Below are 23,984 nucleotides of genomic sequence, written 5' to 3' on the forward strand. Positions count from 1 at the left end.
CGCGCGCCCTCGGGCGGGTCGCGCGGTGCTCCACCCCGTCGCTCGTCCGTCCGTTCATCCGGTGCCGCCCGTTGGTCCGGTCGTTCACCCCGGGCTCACCCGAACCGGGCGGCGAGCCGCCGGTACAGGCCCGGGGCCATGCCGTGCACGCGCACGGGCAGCCGCAGCCAGCCGGGTACGTACACCTCGTCCAGATCCCGGCGCACCGCGCGCCACACGGCCTCGGCCACCCGCTCCGGCGGGACCGGTTTGGGCCGCGCCCGCCGGTAGGGCTCGCCCCGCCGCTCGAAGAACGGCGTGTCCACGACCCCCGGCACCACATGGCTGACCCGCACACCGGTGCCCCTCAGCTCGTAGCGCAGCGCGTCGGCGAACACCCCCAGCGCGGCCTTCGCGGCCGAGTAGACCGCCTCCCCGCGCACTCCCACGGAGCCCGCCAGCGAACCGACCAGCACCACCCGTCCGGACCCCGCCTGGACCATGTGCGGCACCAGCTGCCGCACCACGCCGACGGTCGCCGTCAGATCCAGGTCGATCACGTCCTGGATGGCGCGCGGCGGCATGGTGCGGAAGTCCCCGGCCCAGCCGATGCCCGCGCCCGCCACCAGCAGATCGACCCGGCCGGTGCGGTCGAGGACGAAGTCGGCGAGCCGCCGGTCCGCATCGGGGGCGGTCAGGTCCGCAGGGAAGACCGCGCCGGACGCCTGCCCCGCGACCCGCTCCAGACGCAGCATGTCCCGGCCGTTGAGCACCAGATACCAGCCGCCGGCCGCGGCCAGCCGGCGGGCCACGGCCGCCCCGATCCCGGAGGAGGCGCCGGTGACCACCGCCACCCCCCGGTGCGCCGGACGCCCGTCGGCGCCGAGCAGCCCGGGGTCGGCGACCCGGCCGGGCACACCCACGGGCGGCTGGTCGGCGGATCGGGCGCTGAGCGGGGCACGGGGCATGTCGGAAGACCTCGCGGATGCGACGGAGGACGCCGGAGAGGAGTATCCCGTCCCACGCCCGCCGAAACGCCCCCCGGCGGAGGCCGTTTGGGTGTCGGCGGTCCGGGGGACAGCCGGAAGACGTGAACGCCACCTCCTCCGCCGCGGGCGCACCCGTGCGCCTCCTCGTCGTCAGCGCGAGCATGGGCGCGGGCCACGACACCGTGGCCGCCGAACTCGTGCGCCGGGCCCGCGAGCGCGGCCACGGGGCCGACGTCGTCGACGTCCTCCAGCTGCTTCCCCACCCGCTGGGCGCGGCTCTGCGGCACGGCTACCGGTCCGCCGTCCTGCACGCCCCCTGGGCCTACGCCGGCGTCTACCGGGCGATGCTGCGCCGCGGCGGCGGGCCGCGCCCCAGCGGTGTCCCGCTGGCCCGGCTGGCCGCCGGGCCGCTGACCCAACGGGTGGAGAGCGCCGGCGCCGACGTGGTCGTCCCCGTGTTCCACCTCGCCGCCCAGCTCACCGGCCATCTGCGGGAGCGCGGCCTGCTGCGGGTGCCGAGCGCCGTGTGCCTGGTCGACTTCGCGGTGCACCGCCAGTGGCTGCACCCCGGCAACGACCACTACCTCTGCCTCACCGAGCAGGCCGCCCGGGAGGTCCGCGAGGACATCGGCACCCCGGCCGAGGCGACCGGCCCGGTCGTGGCGCCCGCCTTCTTCGGGCCGCGGGACATCCGGTACGGCACCGAAGCCCCCGCCCGGAACGCCGGCGCGCAGGAAGTCTGCGCCGCCGGTGAGCGGGCGCCGTGCGCGGGCCTGGAGACCACCCCGCACAGCCCCTCCGCCTCCGGTGCCGCCCGCTGGCGGGAGCGGTTCGCCCGCCACGCCCACGGCGACCGGCCCGTCGTCCTCTCCGCGGGCGCCTGGGGAGCCGCCTCGCACCTGCCGGGCACCGCCCGGCTGCTCGCCCGCGCGGGCTTCCTGCCCGTCGTGCTGTGCGGGCGCAACGACCGGCTGCGCGCGCGGTGCGCCCAGCTCCCGGGCGTCCTCGCCCCGGACTGGGTCGACGACATGCCGGCGCTCCTGCACGCCGCCCGCGCGCTCGTCGACAACGCCGCCGGCCAGACCGCCGTCCAGGCGCTCGCCGCGGGACTGCCCGTGGTCGGCCACCGGCCGGTGCCCGGCCACGGCGCGGAAGGCGTGGCGCGCATGGCCGCGCTCGGCCTGTCCGACGCGGCGGACGACGAGGCCGCCCTGCTCGCCTCACTCGAACGGCTCACCGCCGACGGCCCCGAGCGCGCCCGGCGGATCGCGCACGGCCACGCGCTGTTCCGCCAGGACGTCCTCACCCGGGTGGCCGACATCGCGCGGTCGGCGGACGTGTAGGCCCCCACCCGCCGGGCCTGCGGCCACGCCGCCGGGGGCCGGGCGGGGGAGTCCGGTGATCGCCGCGCCGGGTGTCCCGCGCCCCGGGACGGGCACCCGGCGCGCATGAACGTCACAGAACGGCCCCTGCTCGACCGTTCCCTCACGGCCCTCGCCCAGGGATACACCTGGCTGCCCGCCCTGCTGCGCCACACCCCCGGCGGCGCGGCCGCCACCCGGGTGCTCGGCCGCCCCGCCCTCGCCCTGCGCGGTCCGGAGGCGGTGCGGTTCTTCTACGACGAGCGGCACGTGCACCGCGCCGGCGCCCTGCCGGGCCCCGTCCTGAGCACCCTGTTCGGCCACGGCGCCGTGCACACCCTCGACGGGGACGCCCACCGCGCCCGCAAGGCCCTCTTCCTGCCCCTGCTGCACGGCGACCGCATCGCCGCCCTCGTCGAGGAGGTGACCGCGGCCTGGGACGACGCCGCCCGGGAGTGGGCCGCAGCCGAGCAGGTGGTGCTGTTCGACGCGGCCGCCGAGGTGCTCACCCGCGGCGTGTGCCGCTGGGCGGGCATCCCGCTCGACGACGAGGCCGGCGAGCCCGAGCGCCTCGCGCACGATCTCGTCGCGATGGTCGACGGCTTCGCCACGGCCGGCCCCCGGCACTGGCGCGCCCGCCGCGCCCGCGCCCGGCAGGAGCGGCGCTTCGAGCGGCTCGTCGCGGACGTACGCGCCGGACGGGCCGAGGCCCCCGCCGGGTCGGTGCTGGCCGCGGTGTGCCGCCACCGCGAGGCCGACGGCGAACGGCTGGACGACCGCACGGCCGCCGTCGAACTCCTCAACGTCGTACGCCCCACGACCGCCGTGTGCTGGTTCGTCGCCTACGCCGCGCACGCCCTGCACCGGTGGCCGCAGCACCGCGAGCGGCTGCGCGACGGCGGCCTCGCCGAGGCGGTCGCCTTCGTGCACGAGGTGCGCCGGTTCTACCCCTTCGTGCCCTACCTCGGCGGCGTGGCCGCACAGAGGCTGACCTGGCGCGGGGTGTCGGTGCCCGAAGGCGGGCTGGTGCTGCTCGACGTCTTCGGCCAGAACCACGACGCCGGCCTGTGGGGCGACCCGTACACCTTCCGCCCCGCGCGGTTCCTGGAGCACGTCGTCGACCGCGACGAGCTGATCCCGCAGGGCGGCGGCGACCCCGCGACCAACCACCGCTGCCCGGGTGAGGGCCTGACCATCGGGCTCCTCAAGGCGCTCGCGCTGCGGCTGGCCGGCCTGGAGTACACGGTGCCGCCGCAGGACCTGCGGATCTCCCTGCGGCGCGTCCCCGCGCGGGTCGCCGACGGCTTCGTCGTCCGGGACGTGCACGCCGGCACCCACACCACGAGCCCCGCCGCCCGCGCGGCCTGAGCACACCCCCCGGGACGCGCCGCCCGCTCACACGCGCGGCGCGTCCGCCGTCCGTACCTCGAATCCGCCCCGCCCGTCGAACCGCACCTCGTACACCGCGTCGAAGCCGTCGGCGGGCCCGGGCCGGCGCAGCCGCCGCAGCGTGGCGTGGACGCCGACGTCCGGCACCCGCTCGCGGCCCTGCCGCGCGGCGTTGCGGCGCAGCGACCCGGCCAGGTCGGGCGGGAACCAGTAGGCCACGGCCCGCGCCCCGTGCGCGCGGGCCACGGCGATCAGGGGACCCCACTCCTCGGGCGAGGGATTGGTGTTGTCCACCGCCACCGACCGGCCCGCGGCGAGCGCCTCCTCGACCAGCCGCATCTGGCGGGCCTGCTTGTGCCGGGCCGAGCGCGGGAAGAGGTCCTTGCTCACCAGTACATGACGATCCGCCAGACACCGCCGGTGGAACGTGATCTTGCCGGACGCCTGCAGGCCCACCAGCACGGCCAGATCCGGCACCGCGCTCAGCCCTCCGTGCTCTGCTGCGCCCACGTCCAGGCGTACTGCAGCCAGTCCGCCGCCGTCAGCGCGGTCAGCCCGGCGCACACCAGCCGCGTGCCCCGGGGCGTGACGGCGTAGGAGCCGACGAGGACGCCCGCCACCCACGCCGAGACGCAGAACGGGCAGGAGACGAGGTCGCCGACGGCCCGCTGGGCGCCGCCGCCGCGCGGGGCGTCCATGACCTCGCTGCCCTCGCCCTGCTCGGTGCGCCGGGTGAACGGCGCCCGCAGAAAGCTGGTGATCTTGTCCCTGGAGATCAGCCGGGAGGCCTTGAACACCGCCGTGCCGAGCAGCGCGACGTCCCACGGGGGAACCTGCTCGGGCGGCCGTACGCCCCGGCGGTGGGCCAGCGCGGCGAAGAGCGCGGCGCCCGTGGTGAAGGTCGTGGCGAGGGCGGCGTACCCCCCGAGAGGGACCTCGCCCCCGTCGTCGTAGCGCGGCGCCGTCATCTGAGAACCTCCCTGGTCGGCCGGTCGGGCCGGGCCCGAGTGCCCGCCGCGCGCAGGGCCACACGCGACCGCACACTGAACACATCGCCCCTGCCGCAGGGGGTGCCCGTCCGCGAGTGGTTTCCCCCGGGCGGCGCAGGCAACCCGGTGCCGACGGCACGATCCGCGCCGGGGTTCCGTCCCCCGCCGTCGCGTTCCGAGGAGGTCCGGATGACCATCACCGAGCCCTCGCCGCCCGGCCCGGGCCGCCCGCGCATCGGTGTGCTCGGCTCCTACGGCGGCTTCAACACCGGCGACGAGGCCATCCTCACCTGTGTCCTCGGCTGCCTGCGCAGCCACCGGCCGCGGGCCCGGCTCGTCGTCTTCAGCCGCGACGCCGCGCACACCCGCGCCCACCAGCGGGAGGCCGACGAGGTCGTCGACTGGGAGAACGTCCCGCAACGCCCCGTCCTCGACGTGCTGGCCGGCCTGGACCTGCTGGTGCTCGGCGGGGGCGGCATCCTCTACGACGGCGAGGCCCGCCGCTATCTGCGCCTGGTCGGCGCCGCGCACGCCCGGGGCGTGCCCACGTTCGCCTACGCCGTCGGCGCCGGGCCGCTGCGCGAGGCCGACGACCGGGCCGCGGTGCGCGCGGTGCTGCCGGCCATGGCCGACGTCGTGGTGCGCGACGAGGAGTCCAGGCTCGTGCTGGAGGAGGTCGGCATCGACCGCGACCTCGCCGTCACCGCCGATCCGGCGCTGCTGCTGCCGCCCGAGCCGTTCACCGAGCAGATGATGCGGCAGGAGGGCGTGCCGGGCGGGGTGCGGCTGGTGGGCATGTCGGTGCGCGAGCCGGGCCGGGCCGCGGAGAAACTCGACGAGGGCGACTACCACGCGCTCCTCGCCGACGTCGCCGACTTCCTGGTGCGCCGGCTCGACGCGCACGTCGTCTTCGTCCCGATGGAGCGGCAGGACGTGCGGCACGCGCACGGCGTGCTGTCCCGGATGACGGCACCCGACCGCGGGCGGATCCTCCACAACGCCTACAGCCCCGGCCAGGTCCTCGGCTTCATGAGCCATCTGGACCTGGTGGTCGGCATGCGGCTGCACTTCCTGATCTTCGCAGCGCTGTCCGGGGTGCCGGTGCTGCCGCTGCCGTACTCGGGCAAGGTCTTCGACTTCGCCCGCCGGCTGGGCGCGCCGGCCCTGGTCGGGGTGGCCCGCGAGCAGGCCGGGCTGCTGCTGGCCGAGGTGGACCGGCTGTGGGACGAGTTCCCGCAGCGGCGCGCGGACTTCGACGAGCGGGTCCGGCTGCTGCGGGAACGCTCCCGCGAGACCTGCGTGCGATGCGGGACGCTGCTCGACGGCCTCCCGGCGCTCCCGGCGGACCCGGTGGACCCCGTGGATCCGGTGGACCCTGGGGAGCCGCCCGACCCCGCCGGTCCGGTGGGCGCCGCGGACCCGGTCGACGCCGGGGAACGGGCCGATCCGGCGGATCCGGTGGGCCCAGCCGGTCCGGGCGACCTCACCGGCGGCGAGCGCCCGCGCACGGAGGACCGGCGCTCGCGTGCCGGCTCGGCGTTCCGCGTCTGACGGGCCCTCGCGGAGCCCGGCGCGCAAGCGTCCGCCCCCGGCACCCCGCCCGACGCCCCGATACCGAAGCCTCCCCCCGATGTCCCGCCCGACGCCCCCGCCCGACGCCCTCGCCGGGCGACCGGCCCCGGCCGGCCCCGGCCGACCGCACCGGTCCACGGACCCAGCCGACGGGAAAAGCCATGCCCCTCCTGGAACCGCCCCCACAAGCCCGCACCGTCACCGTGCCGGCGCGCCCCGCACGGCACGGAGGGCGCACGGACGTCCTGGTCGTCGGCGGCGGCCCGGCCGGCACGGCGGCCGCCCACGCGGCCGCGCAGGCCGGCGCCGACGTCGTCCTCGTGGAGCGCTACGGCTTCCTCGGCGGCAACGCCACCGCCGCACTCGTGATGCCGCTGATGTCGTTCCACAACGAGCAGAAGCAGGCCGTGTTCGACGGGGCCGGCCAGGACGGCCGGCGGCTGCTGCCCTCCGACCACGGCGAGGGCGAGGCGGTCGTGGCGGGCTTCCTGTGGCTGCTCCTGGACCGGCTGAACGCCCGCGGCGGCTGTGTCCCGCCGTCCCTGGACACCGGCTACACCGTGCCCTTCGACCCGGAGATCTTCAAACTGGTCCTCCTGGACCTGCTCGACGAGGCCGGCGTACGGCTGCTGCTGCACTCCTTCGCCTCCACCGCTTTGCCCCTGGACGACGGCTGGCGGGTGGTGTTCGAGACCAAGTCCGGCCCGGTGGTCATCGACGCGTCCGTGGTCGTGGACGGCACCGGGGACGGCGACGTGGCGGCCGCCGCGGGCGCGCCGTTCGAGGTGGGGCGGCCGGAGGACGGGCGGGTGCAGCCGATGACGCTGATGTTCCGCGTCGCCGACTTCGACCCCGCGGGCTTCGCCGGGTACGTCCGCGCCCACCCCGGCCAGTGGCGGGGCGTGCACGGGCTGTGGGACCTGGTCGAGGAGGCCACCGCGTCGGGCGAACTGCGGCTCGCCCGCGAGGACATGCTCTTCTTCTCCACCCCGCATCCGCACGAGCTCAGCGTCAACAGTACGCGGGTCACCAACGCGCTGGGCATCGACGTGTGGGACCTGACGCGGGCCGAGTGCGTCGCCCGTCGGCAGCTGGAGCAGATCGACCGCTTCCTGCGCACCCGGGTGCCGGGTTTCGAAGCGGCGTACGCCGTGCAGAGCGGCACCCAGATCGGGGTCCGCGAGACCCGCCGGATCCTCGGCGACTACCAGCTCACCGGCCACGACATCCTCGGCGCCCGCTCCTTCCCGGACGTCGTCGCGCACGGCGCGTACCCGGTGGACATCCACAACCCGCGCGGCACCGGCACGGTCCTCAAACGCGTGCCGCGCGGCCGTTTCTACGACATCCCGCTGCGCTGCCTGCTGCCCCGCGGCACCGAACGGCTGCTGGTCGCCGGGCGCTGCATCTCCGGCTCCCACGTGGCGCACTCCTCCTACCGCGTCATGCCGATCGCCATGGCGACCGGGCAGGCCGCGGGCGTGTGCGCCGCCCTCGCCGTACGGCAGGGCAGCACGCCTCGCGAGGTCCCCGCCGCCCAGGTCCAGCAGGAACTCCTGCACCAGGGCGCCCGCCTCCAACGCCCTGTGCGGGGAGGGGTCCCGGCGGGAGGCGGCCAGGGCCGGTGAGCGGGGACGATCACCGAGACTGATCGCCCTGCTGCGCAATACCAGGCGCGCCGGGCGCCCGCCTGCTCCGCTTCCGTTCCCGTCCGCGGAAGACTCCTCGGGCAGACGGGCCCGTTCGAGGAGCGGCCCGCGTACCGCATGGGCCATACGGCGGTGCGGTCGCCGTCGCTGGCGCTCAGGCCTCGTTGTCGCGCCAGCGGCCGCCCTGGGGGGCCGCGTCGTAGCGGGTCGAGCGGTCGGCGTTGCCGGAGAAGTCGTTGTCGGTGACCCGGCCGCCCTCCCAGTGGCCGTCGGCCGTGATCCACAGGGCGTGGGACTGGGTGCGCGGCTCCTGGTCGTCCCAGAAGCGGTTGCCGTGCACATGCGGCCGGGTGAGCGGGGCCGCGATGGTGAGCCCGGCGCGCGGGGCGGGGGAGTCGGGCAGCCGGTAGGCGGTGCCCGCCGCCGGCGTGCTCCCGCTCCACGCGGTGTCCGCGCCGGGCCGGTGCGGTGCGAGGGTCAGCTCGCTGGCCGTGTTGCGCAGCACGACCGCGCTCTGCCCGCCCACCGTGACCCGTTTGCCCCGGTGGCCGTCGGCCGGCCAGCCGGCGTGCTCGTCGATCACCGACCGGGCCAGGTACCGCACCCCGTCCCCGCCGCCGGCCGCCGCGGGCGCGGCCCGCCGCCCGTTGCCGCGGAACCGGTTGCCGAGGAACGCCGGCTCGCGCAGCCCGGCGTCCACCCGCACCCCGTCGAGGGCGTTGCCGCGGATGTCGTTGGACTCCAGGACGACGTCCACGGCCGGTTCCTGCTCGCCGCCCGCAAGGTTGTGCTCCCAGTAGCCGTACCGCCCGTTGTCGCTGATCCGGTTGCCGCGGAAGGCGTACGGGCCCGGCGAGTTGCCGAAGCCGATCCCGTCGCGCACGTTGCCGTCGACGACACAGCCGGTGACGACCCCGCCCCGCCCGCCGATGCCCGACGTGCCCTGCGCCGACACGTCGAACCCGGCCTCGTGGTTGCCGATCATCGTGCAGTTCGCCACGAGCAGCCCGTCGGCGCCCCAGTCGGAGATGCCGAACCGGTTGTCCTCGGCGTGGCAGGCGGTGATCCGTACGCCACGCGGCGGCGTCCACCGCGCCTGCTGCAGCTCCAGGAAGATCCCGTTGGTGCCGTTGCCGGTCGCCGTGCACGCCGTCACGGTCAGCCGCTCGACGTCGCCCCAGCCGCCGATCCCGATGCCGATGCCGGCCCCGCCCATCTTCTCGCCGGGGTCCTGCGCGCCGCACCGCTCGGCCAGCACCCCCTCGACGACCGTGTCCTGCAGGAAGTCGCAGCCGAAGCCGGTCGCGGCCGAGTCGTGCACGTACAGGTCGCTGAAGCGGCCGCGCAGCACGTACTGCAGCCCGATCCCCTTGGCCAGCGGCTCGTACTCACGTGTCCGCGCGCGTGACGCGTCGATCTCGAAGTGCGCGAAGGTGACGTCGGCCAGGTGGTGGTCCGGTCCGGCGCCGTGCTGCTGCGCGGTGAACCACGCCAGCGGCACCGGATCGGCGGGCCGGCCGGGGTTGGCGAGCACGAAGCAGGTGGCCCCGCGCCCGGCGCCGATCAGCGACACGCCGCTGCGCCACACCACCGGCTCGTCGCGGATCAGGTACCGGCCCGGCGGGACGAGGATGCGGCGCGGCAGTCCGTCCGCCGCGCGGGCCGCGCCGAGCTCGTCCACCAGCGCGGCGAGCGCCGGCCGGTCGTCGGTGGTCCCGTCGCCGGCCAGCCCGTAGGCGCGCGCGTCGACCGTCCAAGGCGTGGACATCGGCATCCTCCTCCTCGCCGCGGACGAGGCCCGAGTACCGGAATTCGGCCGCGCACACGGCCCGAGTACCGGACTTGCGTCCTCCGCATGCGTGCGCCGGCCGGAGGGATGCACGGGGGTATGCCCGGACCCGCCGGGTACCCGGGCGGCCTGGACAGCACGGAGCGCGAGGAGTGAAACATGCCTCCGCAGGGACGAACGGCCCCCTTCGACACCCGCCGGCACGGCCGGGCACCGGCCCGCACGACCCGGCGCCGCGACCCGGTCGGCGGTCTCGACGACGAACCGGATCTGCTCGGCCAGTACCTGGCCCAGATCGCGGCCACCCCGCTGCTGGACGCGGAGCAGGAGGTGCGGCTCGCCCAGCGCATCGAGGCCGGCGTCCAGGCCCTGGAGGAACTGGAGCAGGCCGACGCCGGCGAGCGCGCGCTCACCCCGGGGCGGCGCCGCGAGCTGGAGGCCGCGGTCCGTGACGGGCAGGAGGCCAAGGACCACATGGTGCGGGCCAACCTGCGGCTCGTGGTGTCGATGGCCAAGCGGCACGCCCACCGCGGGCTGCACCTGCTGGACGTCATCCAGGAGGGCAACCTGGGACTGATCCGCGCCGTGGAGAAGTTCGACCACACCCGGGGCTTCAAGTTCTCCACCTACGCCACCTGGTGGATCCGCCAGGCCATCGAGCGGGGCCTGGCCAACCACGCCCGCACGGTACGGCTGCCGATGCACGTCGTCGAGCAGCTGCAGAAGCTCGCCAAGGTCGAGCGGCGCCTGCACCTGGACCTCGGCCGCGAGCCGACGCCTGAGGAGGTGGCCCGCGAGGGCGAGCTGGCCCAGGACAAGGTGGTCTGGCTGCGCCGGGTGGGGCGGCAGGCCGTCAGCCTGGACACCCCCGTCGACGACACCGGCGAGACGGTCGTCGGCGACCTCATCCCGGACACCGACGTCCTGCAGGCCCCCGAGGTCGCCGAGTACCAGGCGCTCGCGGAGGAGTTGCGCGACGCCGTCGGCACCCTGGCCCCCCGCGAGGCGATGATCCTCAGTCTGCGCTACGGCCTGCACGACGGCCGGCCGCGCACGCTCGACGAGGTGGCCCGCCACGTCGGCCTGACCCGGGAGCGGGTGCGGCAGCTGGAGAAGCAGTCGCTGGCGCTGCTGCGGGAGCAGGAAACGGGCGAACGGCTTGTGGCGTGGGCGAGTTGACCGTTCTCACCACCCGAATCCTCACGGGAAGATCACACTTCCCTCATCTCCTTGCCTAAGTCAATCAATTGTCCTACCTTCGTGGGCCGTATCGATGCGCGCTGCCCTCACGGAGGCCCCACCGTCATGTCCCACGCACACCCCCGGCCCGCCGAGGAGGTGTCCGCCCCCGGGCGGGCCAACCTCGTGGTGGCGGTGCTGGCCTTCGGCGGGATCGTCGTCTCGCTGATGCAGACCCTGGTGATCCCGGTCGTCCCGGAGCTGCCGAAGCTGCTCGGCGCCTCGGCCTCCGACGCGGCCTGGGCGGTCACCGCGACGCTGCTCGCGGCCGCCGTGGCCACGCCCGTGATGGGCCGCCTCGGCGACATGTACGGCAAGCGGCGGCTGCTGCTGGCCAGCGTGGTGCTGCTGATCGCCGGTTCGGTCACCGCGGCGCTCAGCGACAGCCTGACGCCGATGATCGTGGGGCGTGCGCTGCAGGGCCTGGCCTCCGGGGTGATCCCGCTCGGCATCAGCATCATGCGCGACGAACTGCCCGCCGAGCGCCTGGGCTCGGCGACCGCCCTGATGAGCGCCTCCCTCGGCGTCGGCGGCGCCCTCGGCCTGCCCGCCGCCGCCTTGATCGCGGACCACTTCGACTGGCACGTGCTGTTCTGGACCTCCGCGGCACTCGGCGCGGTGGCGTTCCTGCTGGTGGTGACGCTGGTCCCGGAGTCGGCGGTACGCACCGGCGGCCGCTTCGACGTCCTGGGCGCGCTCGGGATGGCCGGGGGCCTGATCTGTCTGCTGCTCGGCATCTCCAAGGGCGCGGACTGGGGCTGGAGCAGCGGCACCACGCTGGGCCTGTTCGCCGCGGCCGTGATCGTCCTGCTGTTGTGGGGCGTGTACGAACTGCGCACGACGGAGCCGCTGGTGGACCTGCGCACCACGGCCCGCCGTCAGGTGCTGGTGACCAACCTCGCCTCGATCGCGTTCGGTTTCTCCATGTTCGCGATGTCCCTGGTGCTGCCGCAGCTGCTGCAGCTGCCCGAGGCGACCGGCTACGGCCTCGGCAAGTCCATGCTCGACGCCGGCCTCGTCCTGGCGCCCACGGGCCTGGTGATGATGGCGACGGCCCCGCTGTCCGCCGCGCTCTCCCGCGCCCGGGGCCCCAAGGTGACCCTCATGCTCGGCGCGGTGATCGTCGCGGCCGGCTACGGGCTGAACATCTGGCTGATGGACGCCGTCTGGCAGCTCGTGCTGGTGTCGTGCGTGATCGGCGCGGGCGTCGGCCTCGCCTACGGGGCGATGCCCGCCCTGATCATGGGCGCGGTCGAGCCGTCCGAGACGGCCGCCGCGAACAGCCTCAACACCCTGATGCGGTCCATCGGGACCTCCGTGGCGAGCGCGGTGTCCGGCGTCCTCCTCGCCCATCTGACGACGGACTTCGCCTCCGTGGTGCTGCCCAGCGAGAACGGTTTCAAGGTCGTCATGGCCACCGGCTCCGGCGCGGCCCTCCTCGCCCTGCTGGTCGCCGCGTTCATCCCGGGCCGCCGCCCGGCCGCGACACCCGCAGCCGCTGAGGAGACGGCACCCGGCGAGCCGGCCGGCCGGGCCGACGGCCCGCAGACGGCCAGTGACTCCGGCGAGAACACCGACGGCGAGGACGCCGCCGGCCCGCGGACCGTCGGCGAGCAGGCCGTCGGCGCGGCGGTCGCCGTACCGCTCGCCCAGGCCGTCGCCGAGCTGGTGGCCGCCGTCCCCGGTCTGGCCGGCGAGGCACCGGCACCCGTCGGCGCCCTGGTGCGGGGCGAGGTGCGCGGCGCCGAGTCCGCGCCGGTGCCGGGGGCCGCGCTGACTCTGATCTCCCTGGAGGGACGGCAGCTGGGCCGTGCCGTCGCCGCCGACGACGGCTCCTACACGCTCACGGCACCCGGACCGGGTACCTACGTGCTGATCGCCGCCGCGGACGGCTGCCGGCCGCAGGCCACCACGCTGGTCGTCACCGCACGCGAGGTTTCCCACGACGTGCTGCTCGACGGCTCCGGCGGGCTGACCGGCGTCGTGCGGGCCGCCGAGGGCGGCGCGCCGGTCGCCGACGCGGTCGTCATCGTGACGGACGTGCGCGGCGACGTCCTGGCCACCGGACGCACCGACGCCCTCGGCGAGTTCACCGTCACCGACCTCGTGCCCGGCCCGGTCACCCTCGCCGTCAACGCGCCCAAGTACCGCCCGCTGGCGCTGGCCACCGCGATATCCGGCTCCGGCGTCACCCGCGTCGACGTCGAACTCACCTCTGGTGCGTACGTGCGGGGCACCGTACGCGGTGCCGGGGCGCCGCTCGGCGACGCCCGGGTCACGCTGGTGGACGCGGCCGGCAACGTCGTCGGCACCACCACGACCGGCGCCGACGGGGCGTACGCCTTCTCCGACCTCGACAGTGGCGCGTACACGGTGATCGCTACCGGCTACCCGCCGAGGGCGACCGGCGTCACCGTCGCCGGCGGGGGAGTGGGCGAGCACGACATCGACCTCGCCCACCCGTCGGCGTAGACGAAACCCGCCGGTCGGTGAAAGGTCCCCTTCACGTGGCCTGTTGGGGTCCCCGGTCGGTCGCTAGGCTGGCGCGGACGACGAGTCGGGAGGAGCACGGACGTGGCCGAGAGCACCATCCAGCAGCAGCCGCTCGCGGGCTGGGACAAGCCGGAGCTGGACCTCAGCAGCGCCCAGTGGCAGTCGACGAGCCGCGGCCTGGGGGATGTCCAGATCGCCTTTGTCGAGGGGTTCATCGCGATGCGCAACAGCCGCCGTCCGGAGAGCTCCTCGCTGATCTTCACCCCGGCGGAGTGGGGCGCGTTCGTCTCCGGCGCACGGGAGGGCGAGTTCGACCTGACCTGACCTGAACCTGACCTGACCTGAACCTGACCTCCTGACCCGCACCTGACCGGAGCCGCGCGCCCGTACTCCACGGGCCGCGACGCCGGGCGCGGATGCCCCGGCGCGCGCCGGGCCGGATCCGCGCCCCCCGGGACGCCGCACCCTTCGGCTTCCCTGAACCGCGCGCCGTCCTCCCGAGGCCCGCGCACCCCGGCTCCCGGCAACGCCCCTGTGCGGACGGACGACCACGGAAGAACCCCCACGGACTGCGCCCGCGCCCGGCTGGGCCCAGGATGAGGAAGGTCGTACCTGGCGGAGGTGAGGGACGCATGAGCACGCTGCCGGTCATCGCGGCGGTCGACGGCTCCGAGGGCAGTCTGCGCGCACTGGACTGGGCCGCCGAGGCGGCCCGCGGGCGCACGGCGACGCTGCGCGTGATCCACGTGCGCCAGTACGTCGCCTGGGCGCAGCCCGGCGCGCCCGTGGTCGTCCCGCCGCCACCGGAGGAGGACCCGGTTCTCGCCGAGGTCCGTGCCCACCTCGCGGACCGTTCCGGCCCGGCGGTCACGGAGTACGTCGGCATCGACGGCGCGCCGGGCGCGGCCCTGCCGGAGCTGGCCGCGGACGCCCAGCTGCTCGTGCTCGGCTCACGCGGCCGCGGAGGCTTCACCGCCCTGCTGCTCGGCTCCAACGGCATGACCGCCGCGCGTGACGCCGAGTGCCCCGTGGTGATCGTGCCCCGGCCCGATCGCACGGTGGAGGACACCGGACCTGTCGAACCGGGCCCGCGCGTCGTGGTGGGGCTGAACGCGGACGGCCCCGACGACGCCACCCTCGACTTCGCCTTCACGGAGGCCGCGCTGCGCGGCGCCCGCCTCCAAGTGATCGCCGCCTACCCCTGGCCCGCGCAGTCCTGGACCGCGCCCGGCGAGTTCCTGCCGGAGGCCGTCGACCAGGCGGCCGTCGAGGCCGAGACCCGCGCCCTCGTCGACGGCTTCCTCGCACCGCACCGCGAACGCCACCCCGACGTGGAGGCCGATCAGACGCTCCTGCCCGGCGACGCGGCGGGCCACCTCGTCGCGGCCTCCCGCGGCGCCGAACTGGTCGTCGTCGGCCGTCACCGCCGCAGGCTGCTCGCGCCCACCCGCCTGCTGGGCTCCGTCACCCACGCGGTGCTGCTGCACGCGGTGTGCCCGATCGCCGTCGTACCGCCGCAGCCGCCGCAGGAGTGACGCCGGCCCCCCGCCCGCACGCCCCCGCCCGCACGCCCCCGCCGGCGGCCGGACGCGGCACGCACCGGTCGTGCCGCGACGGAGTCGGAGCGCGCCCGCGCGACCGGGGCCGGGGCGCGTGCTCCCGCAAGATCACCTGGGTGGCGGCCCGCACGGCGCCGACCGGCCGCGGGCACGTACCATTGCGGCATGTCGTTCCTCCGTCGCCGCAGCGCCACCCCCGCCGGGCCCGACTTCGACGTGCTCGCCATGGACCCGGGCGACTGGCCCGGCAACCTGGGCGCCGGCCTGCTGCCCGCCCCCGACGGCACCTGCCAGGGCGTCTACCTGCGCTACGACCTCTTCGGCGGCCGTGGCCCCGCCATGATCATCGGCAATCTCCCCGAGGGCTCCCCGGCCCGTGAGGTCGGCGAGGGCGAGGTCCCCTTCGAGGTGGCCCAGCTGCTGCTGGCCCTGGAGAACGACGAGGAGGTGACCGTCGTCGGCACCGAGGACGTGCCCGTCCTGCAGGGCGACAACCTCCTCATCGTGCGCCGCCTGAAGCTGTCGGAGTCCCGGATCTCCTGCGTCCAGTTCGACCGCAGCGACAACGTCCTGGTCACCATCGCCGCCTGGGACCGGCCCATCACCGACGACCTGTACGCCCTGCTGAAGCCGCTCCCCGCGGAGCTGTTCCAGCAGGGCTGAGGCCCGCCGCGGCTAGCCGGCCGACTGCGTCACCCGCACGTCGGCCGCCCGCACGAACGCCACGCGGTGGCCGTACTGGATCTCGTAGTACAGGTCCTTGCCGACCACGACCCGGTGCGAGGCCTCGTCGAAGGTCACCGCGTAGTAGTACTCACCCGGCACCTTGTCCCCGACGACGTAGCGCTGCCCCTGCAGCACCTTGTACGGCAGCGGCGACACCGACTGGGCCGGCACGCCCGCCGGATAGGCGGAGGCCTCCGGGTAGGCCCGGCCGTACACCGGGATGCTCGCGGCGCCGTCCTTCGGCGTCACGACCAGGCCCGCCGCCGGGACCGCCGCCGGTGCGCCCTCGGGGTTCTTGAACCAGGCCTTCTGACCCAGGTACCAGATCGCCGTCCAGTCCCCTTCCCGCCCGGCCACCGCGAACTGCTGGCCGGTGGAGACCCGCGAGGACAGGTCGTTCACGCCGGTCGTCGGGGTCGTCCCCAGACCGATGTCCTTGATCAGCGGGGAGTTCTCGTCCGGCTGCGTGTACAGCCGCACCTCGCTGGAGCCGTGCGCCGGGCACGGCTGCCCGGCCTTGGTGCAGCCCGTGTACACCGGCTGGTTCGCGGCGTAGTCCGGCCGGATCGTGACCAGGCCGCCGCCGTTGCGCGCGGTCCGCTTGACCGGGTGGCCCAGCAGCTCGAAGTAGTGGCGCCAGTCCCAGTACGGGCCGGGGTCGGTGTGCATGCCCGGGATCGTCCCGGTGGTGGGGCCGGGCACCGTGTCGTGGCCCAGGATGTGCTGCCGGTCCAGCGGGATGCCGTACCGGTTCGCCAGGTACTTCACCAGCCGGGCGGAGGAACGGTACATCGCCTCCGTGTACCAGGCGTCCGGGTTCGCCAGGAAGCCCTCGTGCTCCAGACCGACCGACGCGCCGTTGATGTACCAGTTGCCCGCGTGCCAGGCCACGTCCTTGGCCTTCACGTGCTGGGCGATGTGCCCGTCGGTGGAGCGCAGCGTGTAGTTCCACGACACGTACGTCGGGTCCTTGATCAGGTTGAGGACGCCCTCCCAGCGGCCCTCGGTGTCATGGACGACGATGTACCGGATGCGCTGCGAGGCCGGCCGGTCGCCGAGGTCGTGGTTGCCGTAGTCGTGGTCGCCGAACTCCTCGTACGGCGCCGGCACCCACTCGCAGGACACCGACGGCGGGCACTCGGTGCCGGCGCGCTTCGCCCTGCGCAGCCCCGTGCGCTCCAGCTGCCCGGTGTCGGGGGCCACGCCGGGCTGCGCCGCGAGGGCCACCAGCTGCCCGGAGTCCGTGAAACGTTCCTGCCCGGTGTGGATCACGTCGTACACGTCGTTCGCGTACGCCGCCGCGGTGGCGGTGTCGTCGGCGCCGGAGAAGCGGGCGACGGCGCCGTACCACTCGGCCGGGTCGGCGCTCAGCGGCTCGCCCAGCTCCTTCTGCGCGGCGGCCAGCAGCGCGGCGCCGCCCTCGATGTTCGCGGCCGGGTCCGAGCGCAGCTCCTCCTGCGTCAGGCCGCTGAGTTCGGCGGCGCGCGGGAGGGTCTTCAGCCGCGCGGGCAGCGCGGACTCATCCGGGACCTTCGGCTCGGGGCGCAGCGCCGGGCGGGCCTCGTCGCCGCGCGCGTCCTCCGTGCCGTCGCTGTGGTGCGGGGTGGTGGCCAGGGCGGTGCGCGCGTCGGTGAGGTGCATGGGGCCGTAGCCGCCGGTGACGCTCGGCGCGCCGGCGTGCGTGTCCCAGCGCGACTGCAGATAGGAGACGGAGAGCAGCACGCTCTGCGGCACGTGGTACTCGGCCGCGGCGGCGGCGAAGGCCCGCTGGAGCGCGCCCGCCGAGTCGTCGGCGTGGGACGGGACGGCGCCGAGCAGCGGCAGCAGCAGCGCGCCGGAGGCCACGGCGACGGCGCCCCTGCGGGCGAGACGTCTGTGACCGGGGGAGTGGTGGGGGTCGGTGGCGGAACCGCGCAAAGCTGCCTCCAGAGACGTGCGGTCATGACGGGGCGTGCGGGGCCGAACCCGGTCAGTGGTACCGGCTGGCCGACGATCCGTCAATCATGCAAGCCTGGAGGTGATTTCCCACGTCACGCGGTGGGTGAGGCGGGTTTCGGGGCGGGTGGTTCACCCGCCTGCACGGCGTCAGTGGCCCATACCAGTGGTCGCGGGCCGGGCGACGGCCCGCGACCGCGGCACGTCGCCGTCCCCGGCGTACCGCGGGGCGCTGTCCCGGCCGACGAGCACCGACCGGCGAGGGGAGGGTGCCGGCGCTCGACGACCGGTGTACCGGGTGCCTTGCCCACCACGGGCAGGCGGGCCGGGGCGGGCCGCCGGGGAGGAGGGCGGCGCGCCTGCCGGTGGGGGTACGGCAGGCGGCTCCGCGCCCGCGTGGCCGTCAGCGAGTGCCGACCGCCGCGCGGACGGCCCGGCGGACCAGCTGGCAGTCGTCGTGCAGCCGGCGCAGCAGCAGCCGCAGTTCCTCCCCGGAGGGCACGGCGCCCGGGTGCGCCGCTCCCGGTGCCGCCGGGGCGGCCTCGTGCATCGAACGCTGCACGGCCGTCTCGTAGGTACGGATCTCCCGGGTGAGCACCAGCATCAGATTGACCAGGAACGCGTCCCGGGCCGCCGGTCCCGCCTGCTGCGCGAGCTGGCTGATCTGCCGCCGGGCCACCGGCGCGTCGCCGATCACCGACCACAGCGTCGCCAGGTCGTAGCCCGGCAGGTACCAGCCCGCGTGCTCCCAGTCCACCAGCACTGGACCGGCCGGTGACAGCAGGAGGTTGGACAGCAGGGCGTCGCCGTGGCAGAACTGGCCCATGCCGCCCCGGCCCGCCGCGTGCGCGATGCCGTGCAGCAGCTTCTGCAGGTCGCCCAGGTCGCGGTCGGTGAGCAGGCCCAGTTCGTGGTACCGGTTGATCCGGGCCGCGTAGTCCAGCGGCGCGTCGAACGTGCCGGCCGGCGGCCGCCAGGCGTTGACCCGGCAGATCGCGGCCAGCGCCGCCCGTACGTCCGTCAGCGGGGGTGTCTCCACCGGGTGCCGCTGAAGTGCCGCCACCCGTCCCGGCATCCGCTCGACGATCAGCGTGCCGTTGTCCGGATCCGCCGCGATCAGTCTCGGCACCCGCACCGGGGGGCGGTGCCGGACGAACGTGCGGTATGCGGCTATCTCGTGCCGGTACCGCTCGGACCACTCGGGGGAGTGGTCCAGTAAACACTTGGCGACGGCCGTGCTGCGACCGGTCGTACCGACCAGGAGCACGGAGCGTCCGCTGCGGCGCAGCACCTGCACCGGGGCGAACTCCGGGCAGATCCGGTGCACCGAAGCGAGCGCCGTGCGCAGCTGCGCGCCCTGGGGGCCGGACAAGTCGAGTCTCCCGCTGAGCGGTTGCGTCCCGGACCCCGGGCCGCGCCGCCCGCGGCCCGCGCCGAGCACGGGGGCGGCCGGCCGCGCGGGGGCCAGGTAGGGGCCGGTGCCGCCCGCCGCGGGGCGGGGGATCAGCGGCCGGGGCGGTGCGGACACGGAGGACGATGCTGCGTACATGGGCGAAACAGATCCCTTCGTGTGCCTGCGACGTCAAAGCGCCGTCCGGCCCGGCCGCCGTGGTGCACCCTGGGGAATGCGCCGGCCGTACGTCCGCGGCACAGGCACGTGCCGGGCCGTACGACCGGGTGGCGACCGGGTCGGGGTGGCGCATTCCTACCTGACACCCGATGGCCACTGGCACACCATCTGGCGGACCCTGGCGAACCCTGGCGAATAGTCGCCCGGCACCTTTCACCGGGCTAGTGTCAACTCAGCCGAGAACCTGGGGGCTTGAGTGAGCGGACAACCCAACACCCGTCTCGCGGACCTGTTCGGCCTGGCCGGCTGGTCCAAGGGAGAACTCGCGAGGCTGGTCAACAAGCAGGCGGCGGCCATGGGCCACCCCCAGCTGTCGACCGACACCTCACGGGTGCGGCGGTGGATCGAGACGGGAGAGATCCCGCGCGATCCGGTGCCGAGGGTGCTGGCGGCGCTGTTCACCGAGCGTCTCGGCCGTGTCGTGACCATCGAGGACCTCGGTCTGGTCCGGCACGGGCGCACGGGGAAACGGCAGGGCGACGGGAGCGTGGAGCATCCCGACGGTGTGCCGTGGGCGCCCGAGCGGACCGCGGCGGTCCTCACCGAATTCACGGGAATGGACCTCATGCTCAACCGACGCGGCTTGGTGGGCGCGGGTGCCGCGCTCGCCGCGGGATCCGCACTCAGCGGAGCCATGCACGACTGGCTGCACACCGACCCGACCCTCTCCGCCGACGCCCCCCACACCGACCGCCCCCTGCACGCCGACCCCGCTGGGTTCGACCGCTACGAGGCCGCCCCCATCGGGACGCAGGAGGTCGAGGAACTCGAACGCTCGGTCGAGGTCTTCCGCGCCTGGGACGCGGCCCGCGGCGGCGGGCTCCAGCGCAAGGCCGTCGTGGGGCAGCTCAACGAGGTGGGGGGCATCCTCTCCTACCACCACTCCCCGAACATCCAGCGCCGCCTGTGGGGCGTGGCCGCCAACCTCGCCGTCCTCGCGGGCTGGATGTCCCACGACGTGGGCCTGGAGCCCACCGCGCAGAAGTACTTCGTCATCGCCGCGCACGCGGCCCGTGAGGGGGGCGACCGGCCGCGCGCCGGGGAGGCCCTGTCCCGGGCGGCCCGGCAGATGGTGCACCTGGGCCGGCCCGACGACGCGCTGGACCTGATGAAACTCGCCCAGTCCGGCTCCGGTGACCGGCTGCTGCCGCGCACCAAGGCGATGTTCCACACCATCGAGGCCTGGGCGCAGGCGTCCATGGGCAAGGGCCAGGCGATGCGCCGCACCCTCGGCCGGGCGGAGGACCTGTTCGTCTCCGACAAGGGCAACGACGAGACGCCGGACTGGATGCAGACCTTCAAGGACGAGGATCTGTACGGCATGCAGGCGCTCGCCTACCGGACCCTGGCGGAGTTCGACCCGGGCGCCGCCGTGCACGCCCAGTACTACGCGCAGAAGGCTTTGGAGCTGCGGATCGACGGCCGGGAGCGGTCCAAGATCTTCGACCATCTGTCGATGGCGTCGGCCTGCTTCATCGCCGACGACCCCGAACAGGCCGACCGCTACGCCCGGCTGGCGCTGATGTCGATGGGCTCCAACTCCTCGCGCCGCACCTGGGACCGCCTGCGCCAGATGTACCGGCTCACCGCCGAGTACGCCGGCTACCCGAGGATCCAGGAGCTGCGCGAGGAGATCATGCAGGCTCTGCCCAAGACCAAGGGCGGCAGCTCGGGAGGCGGCGCACCGGCGTAGCGGGCGTGCGTGCGGCCCCGCGCACCGGCGCGGTCAGAACTCCGCCGCGGTCACGACTCCACGCGGGCCACCAGGACGCACGCGTCGTCCTGACGCTCCTGGGCGGCACCGAACTCCTCGACGACCGCGCGCACGCAGTCCCGTGCGTCGGCGGCTTCGGCGAGGCGCGGGGCGAGGTCGAGCAGGGCGTCGGAGCCGTCCGTCCCGGTCCGTCCGGGCACCAGGCCGTCGGTGTGCAGCAGGAGCAGGTCGCCGACGTGGAGGGTCTCCTCGGCCTGCCCGTAGGAGGCGGTCGGGGTGGCGCCGAGCAGCACGCCGTCCGGGGGTGTCAGCCGGCGCCCCGACCCGGCGCGGTAGAGCACGGGAGCGGGGTGACCGGCCTGGGCCCACACCAGGGTGCGGTCGGCCGGCCGGTAGCGGCAGCACAGGGCGCTGCCGAGGGCCGGGCGGGCGGTGGTGTCGAGCAACTGGTTCAGCAGGGCCATCAGCCGGCCGGGCTGCGCGCCCGCCATCGCCATGCCGCGCACGGCGCCCAGCAGCATCGCCATGGTGGACGTCACGACCGGTCCGCGGCCGGTGAGGTCGCCGACGCCGAGCAGGCTCTCGCCGGCGGGCAGTTCGAGGGCGTCGTACCAGTCGCCGCCGATCAGCTCGCTCGCCGGGGCGGGCAGATAGTGGGCGGCGATGTCGAGGGAGCCCGTGCCGCGGCGCGGGAGCCGCAGGGAGCCGTGCCACGGGGGGAGCACGGCTTCCTGCAGTTCGACCGCGACCCGGTGCTCGGTCTGCGCCCGCTGCCGGCGGCGCTGGAGCGAGTCACGGGTCTCGCTCACCGCCCGCTCGCTGCGGCGCAGTTCACTGACGTCGCGCAGCACCGCCCACATGGAGGCGGTGCTGCCGTCGGTGTCGAGCACCGGTTCGCCCATCATGTGCACCGTGCGGACCTCGCGGTCCGGGCGCACGACGCGGAACTCGCCGTCGATCGGCTTGGCGTCGATCAGGCAGTCCGTGACCATCGCCGTCAGCTTCGGGCGGTCCTCCTCCAGGACCAGGGAGGGCAGTTCGTCCAGGGTGAGCGCGGGGCTCGCCGGGTCGCGGCCGAGGATGCGGTACAGCTCACCGGACCAGGTGGCCTCGTCGGTCAGCAGGTTCCACTCCGCGCTGCCCACCCGGCTGAGCAGCGAACCGCTCGGCGGGTCCGCGGCACTCGGCGCGCCCGCGGGCGCGGCGGACGGCTCCTTCGGTGCGGGTCCGGCCGGAAGAGGGCCGTCGCGGAGTTGCGCCAGGTGCTCGTCGAGGTCGTTGAGCTGGTGCAGGGCGAGGTCGTACAGGGCCCGCTGCCAGCGCTCCTGTGGGTCGCCCGCATCGCCCTGCGTGCCGCGCCGTACGGCGTCCACGTCGCCCTTGAGCCGCCGCGTCTGCGTTATCAGCGCGTCCACCGAGCCGCGGGAGGGCGGCTGGGCGGAGGGGCGGTCCGCGGAGACATGGGACGGCATGACGCACTCCGATGCGGGGACGGTAGGGCCGGGTGGTGGGTGGGACCGGTTACGACTGTTGCACAGCCCGCGATGCCGTGTAAGGGATTTGGCGCCACACGATACGGTGGTGCTTCTGGCATATGCCACCGTCTTCCCGGAGCGGTGTCGCGGTACCGTTGACGTAGGCCGCCGGCACCGGCAAATCGTAGTGCACGTACGTGACTTGACGGACCGTCGGACGCCTCGCGCAGACGTTCAAGCGCGTGTTCGACGGGCATGTGTTCGCCTCGTGTTCGCCCCTGGGCGGAAGCCGTCCGACGGGTCCCGTTGCGCGCGGTGTTCCGGCGGGGCAGGGCCGGCTCACCGGTCACGTGGAGAGCGGCGCGCCCGGCGTCAGCGGCTGACCGTGTCGTACAGCGCCGGGCGCGGGGCGAGGCCGACGGCCACCCGCCCGCCGTCCTCCAGTGAGCGCACCCCGGCCTCGGCGACCACCGAGGCCGCGTAGCCGTCCCAGGCGCCGGGGCCGGCGACCCGGCCCGCGCGGGTGGCGTCGACCCAGGCCTGGACCTCGCGGTCGTAGGCGTCCGCGAACCGCACCAGGTAGTCCTGCGGCACCTCGACTCCCGCGGTGCCGCCGGTGGTGACCACCGTGCCGCGCTCCTCGCCGATCCGCGCGCTGCCCGCCTCGCACACGGCCTCGCACCGCACCTGGTAGCCGAAGCCGCAGTTGACGAAGACCTCGACGTCCACCAGCGCGCCCCGCTCGGTCTCGAACAGCACGAACTGCGGGTCGGCCAGGCCCTGCGGGGCGCCCGCCGAGGGGCGGGGGCGCAGCACGGTCACCGCGGTCAGCTCCTGTCCGAGCAGCCAGCGCGCGGCGTCGATCTCGTGCGAGACGGAGCTGTTGACCAGCATGGCGCTGGTGAAGCCGGGCGGGGAGGAGACGTTGCGGTGCACGCAGTGCAGCATCAGCGGCCGGCCCAGCGTCCCGCCGTCCAGCAGCGACTTCAGCCGCTGGTACTCGGCGTCGTAGCGGCGCATGAAGCCGATCTGCGCGAGGCGCCGGCCGAGCCGGGCCTCCGCCTCGACCACCCGCAGCGCGCCCGCCGAGTCCGGCACCATCGGCTTCTCGCACAGCACCGGCAGCCCGCGCGCGAACGCCGCGAGCAGCGCCTCCTCGTGGGCCGGCCCCGGGGAGGCGATCAGCACCGCGGCCACACCCGGTGCGTCCAGCGCCGCCTCGGCGTCCGCGTGCACGCTCACCCCGTCGATCCCGGCGGCCGCCTCCTTCGCACGCCCGGTGTCCGGGTCGGCCACGGCGGCGACCCGCGCCCCGCTCACCACCCGGTCCAGACGGCGTATGTGGTCGGCACCCATGTGTCCGGCGCCCAGCACGGCGACACCCAGCGGTTCTGCCACGGCTCCTCGGCTCCTTCCCCGGTCGCGTGCGCACGCCCGGCGGCGCACGCGACCCAGGGTGTCACGGCCGTCAAGGCCGCCCGGGGGAGCGGAGGGGC

General features: G+C 75.1%; 18 protein-coding genes. 10 read left to right on the forward strand and 8 right to left on the reverse strand.

What is annotated here, in order from left to right:
* Positions 1-95: 95 nt before the first annotated feature.
* Entirely contained in the window at positions 96-947 is an 852-nt protein-coding gene (locus tag ACF1AL_RS25935; protein WP_391820247.1) for an SDR family NAD(P)-dependent oxidoreductase, read from the reverse strand.
* A gap of 182 nt (positions 948-1,129) precedes the next feature.
* Between ACF1AL_RS25935 and ACF1AL_RS25940 the strand changes: the two genes are divergently transcribed.
* Together ACF1AL_RS25940 and ACF1AL_RS25945 are read left to right on the forward strand one after the other, a co-directional pair.
* Positions 1,130-2,311 carry a galactosyldiacylglycerol synthase gene (locus ACF1AL_RS25940; RefSeq protein ID WP_391827925.1) on the forward strand — a complete coding sequence of 394 codons (1,182 nt, stop codon included), beginning with the start codon at positions 1,130-1,132 and terminating at the stop codon, positions 2,309-2,311.
* Between the two features lie 105 nt (positions 2,312-2,416).
* Entirely contained in the window at positions 2,417-3,697 is a 1,281-nt protein-coding gene (locus ACF1AL_RS25945; RefSeq protein ID WP_391827595.1) for a cytochrome P450, read from the forward strand.
* Between the two features lie 27 nt (positions 3,698-3,724).
* Here ACF1AL_RS25945 and ACF1AL_RS25950 read toward each other — a convergent pair whose 3' ends face one another.
* Positions 3,725-4,195 (reverse strand): AAA family ATPase, encoded by a 471-nt coding sequence (locus ACF1AL_RS25950; protein ID WP_391827597.1) that lies wholly within the window; start codon positions 4,193-4,195, stop codon positions 3,725-3,727.
* 5 nt (positions 4,196-4,200) lie between these two features.
* Positions 4,201-4,686: a DUF1360 domain-containing protein gene (locus tag ACF1AL_RS25955; protein WP_391827599.1), complete on the reverse strand. Its 486-nt coding sequence runs from the start codon at positions 4,684-4,686 to the stop codon at positions 4,201-4,203.
* A gap of 210 nt (positions 4,687-4,896) precedes the next feature.
* Here ACF1AL_RS25955 and ACF1AL_RS25960 point away from each other — a divergent pair, with 210 nt between their 5' ends.
* Both ACF1AL_RS25960 and ACF1AL_RS25965 read left to right on the forward strand, forming a co-directional pair.
* Positions 4,897-6,258, forward strand: coding sequence for a polysaccharide pyruvyl transferase family protein (locus tag ACF1AL_RS25960; protein WP_391827601.1), 1,362 nt, complete (start codon positions 4,897-4,899; stop codon positions 6,256-6,258).
* Positions 6,259-6,440: 182 nt separating this feature from the next.
* Positions 6,441-7,907, forward strand: coding sequence for an FAD-dependent oxidoreductase (locus ACF1AL_RS25965; protein WP_391705590.1), 1,467 nt, complete (start codon positions 6,441-6,443; stop codon positions 7,905-7,907).
* A 175-nt stretch (positions 7,908-8,082) separates the two neighbouring features.
* On the opposite strand, the gene ACF1AL_RS25970 is transcribed toward ACF1AL_RS25965, so the two are convergent.
* On the reverse strand, positions 8,083-9,696 hold the full coding sequence (locus ACF1AL_RS25970) for a right-handed parallel beta-helix repeat-containing protein (RefSeq protein ID WP_391827603.1): 1,614 nt from the start codon (positions 9,694-9,696) through the stop codon (positions 8,083-8,085).
* Between the two features lie 180 nt (positions 9,697-9,876).
* Between ACF1AL_RS25970 and ACF1AL_RS25975 the strand changes: the two genes are divergently transcribed.
* The 5 genes from ACF1AL_RS25975 to ACF1AL_RS25995 all read left to right on the forward strand — a co-directional run bounded on the left by ACF1AL_RS25975 (position 9,877) and on the right by ACF1AL_RS25995 (position 15,671).
* The gene (locus ACF1AL_RS25975; protein ID WP_391827605.1) at positions 9,877-10,896 is read left to right on the forward strand and encodes a sigma-70 family RNA polymerase sigma factor; all 1,020 of its coding nucleotides are present in this window, start codon (positions 9,877-9,879) and stop codon (positions 10,894-10,896) included.
* Between the two features lie 126 nt (positions 10,897-11,022).
* On the forward strand, positions 11,023-13,428 hold the full coding sequence (locus tag ACF1AL_RS25980; protein ID WP_391827607.1) for an MFS transporter: 2,406 nt from the start codon (positions 11,023-11,025) through the stop codon (positions 13,426-13,428).
* Positions 13,429-13,530: 102 nt separating this feature from the next.
* Entirely contained in the window at positions 13,531-13,773 is a 243-nt protein-coding gene (locus ACF1AL_RS25985) for a DUF397 domain-containing protein (RefSeq protein WP_391827609.1), read from the forward strand.
* 308 nt (positions 13,774-14,081) lie between these two features.
* Positions 14,082-14,984 carry a universal stress protein gene (locus ACF1AL_RS25990; RefSeq protein WP_391827611.1) on the forward strand — a complete coding sequence of 301 codons (903 nt, stop codon included), beginning with the start codon at positions 14,082-14,084 and terminating at the stop codon, positions 14,982-14,984.
* 189 nt (positions 14,985-15,173) lie between these two features.
* Positions 15,174-15,671: a hypothetical protein gene (locus ACF1AL_RS25995; protein WP_384202741.1), complete on the forward strand. Its 498-nt coding sequence runs from the start codon at positions 15,174-15,176 to the stop codon at positions 15,669-15,671.
* A gap of 12 nt (positions 15,672-15,683) precedes the next feature.
* Here ACF1AL_RS25995 and ACF1AL_RS26000 read toward each other — a convergent pair whose 3' ends face one another.
* Complete coding sequence (locus ACF1AL_RS26000) at positions 15,684-17,651, reverse strand: N-acetylmuramoyl-L-alanine amidase (protein WP_391827613.1); 1,968 nt, start codon at positions 17,649-17,651, stop codon at positions 15,684-15,686.
* A 421-nt stretch (positions 17,652-18,072) separates the two neighbouring features.
* A complete protein-coding gene (locus tag ACF1AL_RS26005) occupies positions 18,073-19,218 on the reverse strand; it encodes an aminoglycoside phosphotransferase family protein (RefSeq protein WP_391661941.1) in 1,146 nt (381 codons plus the stop codon).
* Positions 19,219-19,495: 277 nt separating this feature from the next.
* Between ACF1AL_RS26005 and ACF1AL_RS26010 the strand changes: the two genes are divergently transcribed.
* Positions 19,496-20,992, forward strand: coding sequence for a hypothetical protein (locus tag ACF1AL_RS26010; RefSeq protein ID WP_386419580.1), 1,497 nt, complete (start codon positions 19,496-19,498; stop codon positions 20,990-20,992).
* Positions 20,993-21,042: 50 nt separating this feature from the next.
* Here ACF1AL_RS26010 and ACF1AL_RS26015 read toward each other — a convergent pair whose 3' ends face one another.
* Together ACF1AL_RS26015 and ACF1AL_RS26020 are read right to left on the reverse strand one after the other, a co-directional pair.
* On the reverse strand, positions 21,043-22,485 hold the full coding sequence (locus ACF1AL_RS26015; RefSeq protein WP_391827615.1) for a PP2C family protein-serine/threonine phosphatase: 1,443 nt from the start codon (positions 22,483-22,485) through the stop codon (positions 21,043-21,045).
* 375 nt (positions 22,486-22,860) lie between these two features.
* Entirely contained in the window at positions 22,861-23,886 is a 1,026-nt protein-coding gene (locus tag ACF1AL_RS26020) for a Gfo/Idh/MocA family protein (protein WP_391705607.1), read from the reverse strand.
* Positions 23,887-23,984: the final 98 nt, after the last annotated feature.

Origin of the sequence: Streptomyces sp. NPDC014801 (assembly GCF_043082085.1) — a bacterium.
In the GTDB taxonomy this organism is placed as follows: domain Bacteria; phylum Actinomycetota; class Actinomycetes; order Streptomycetales; family Streptomycetaceae; genus Streptomyces.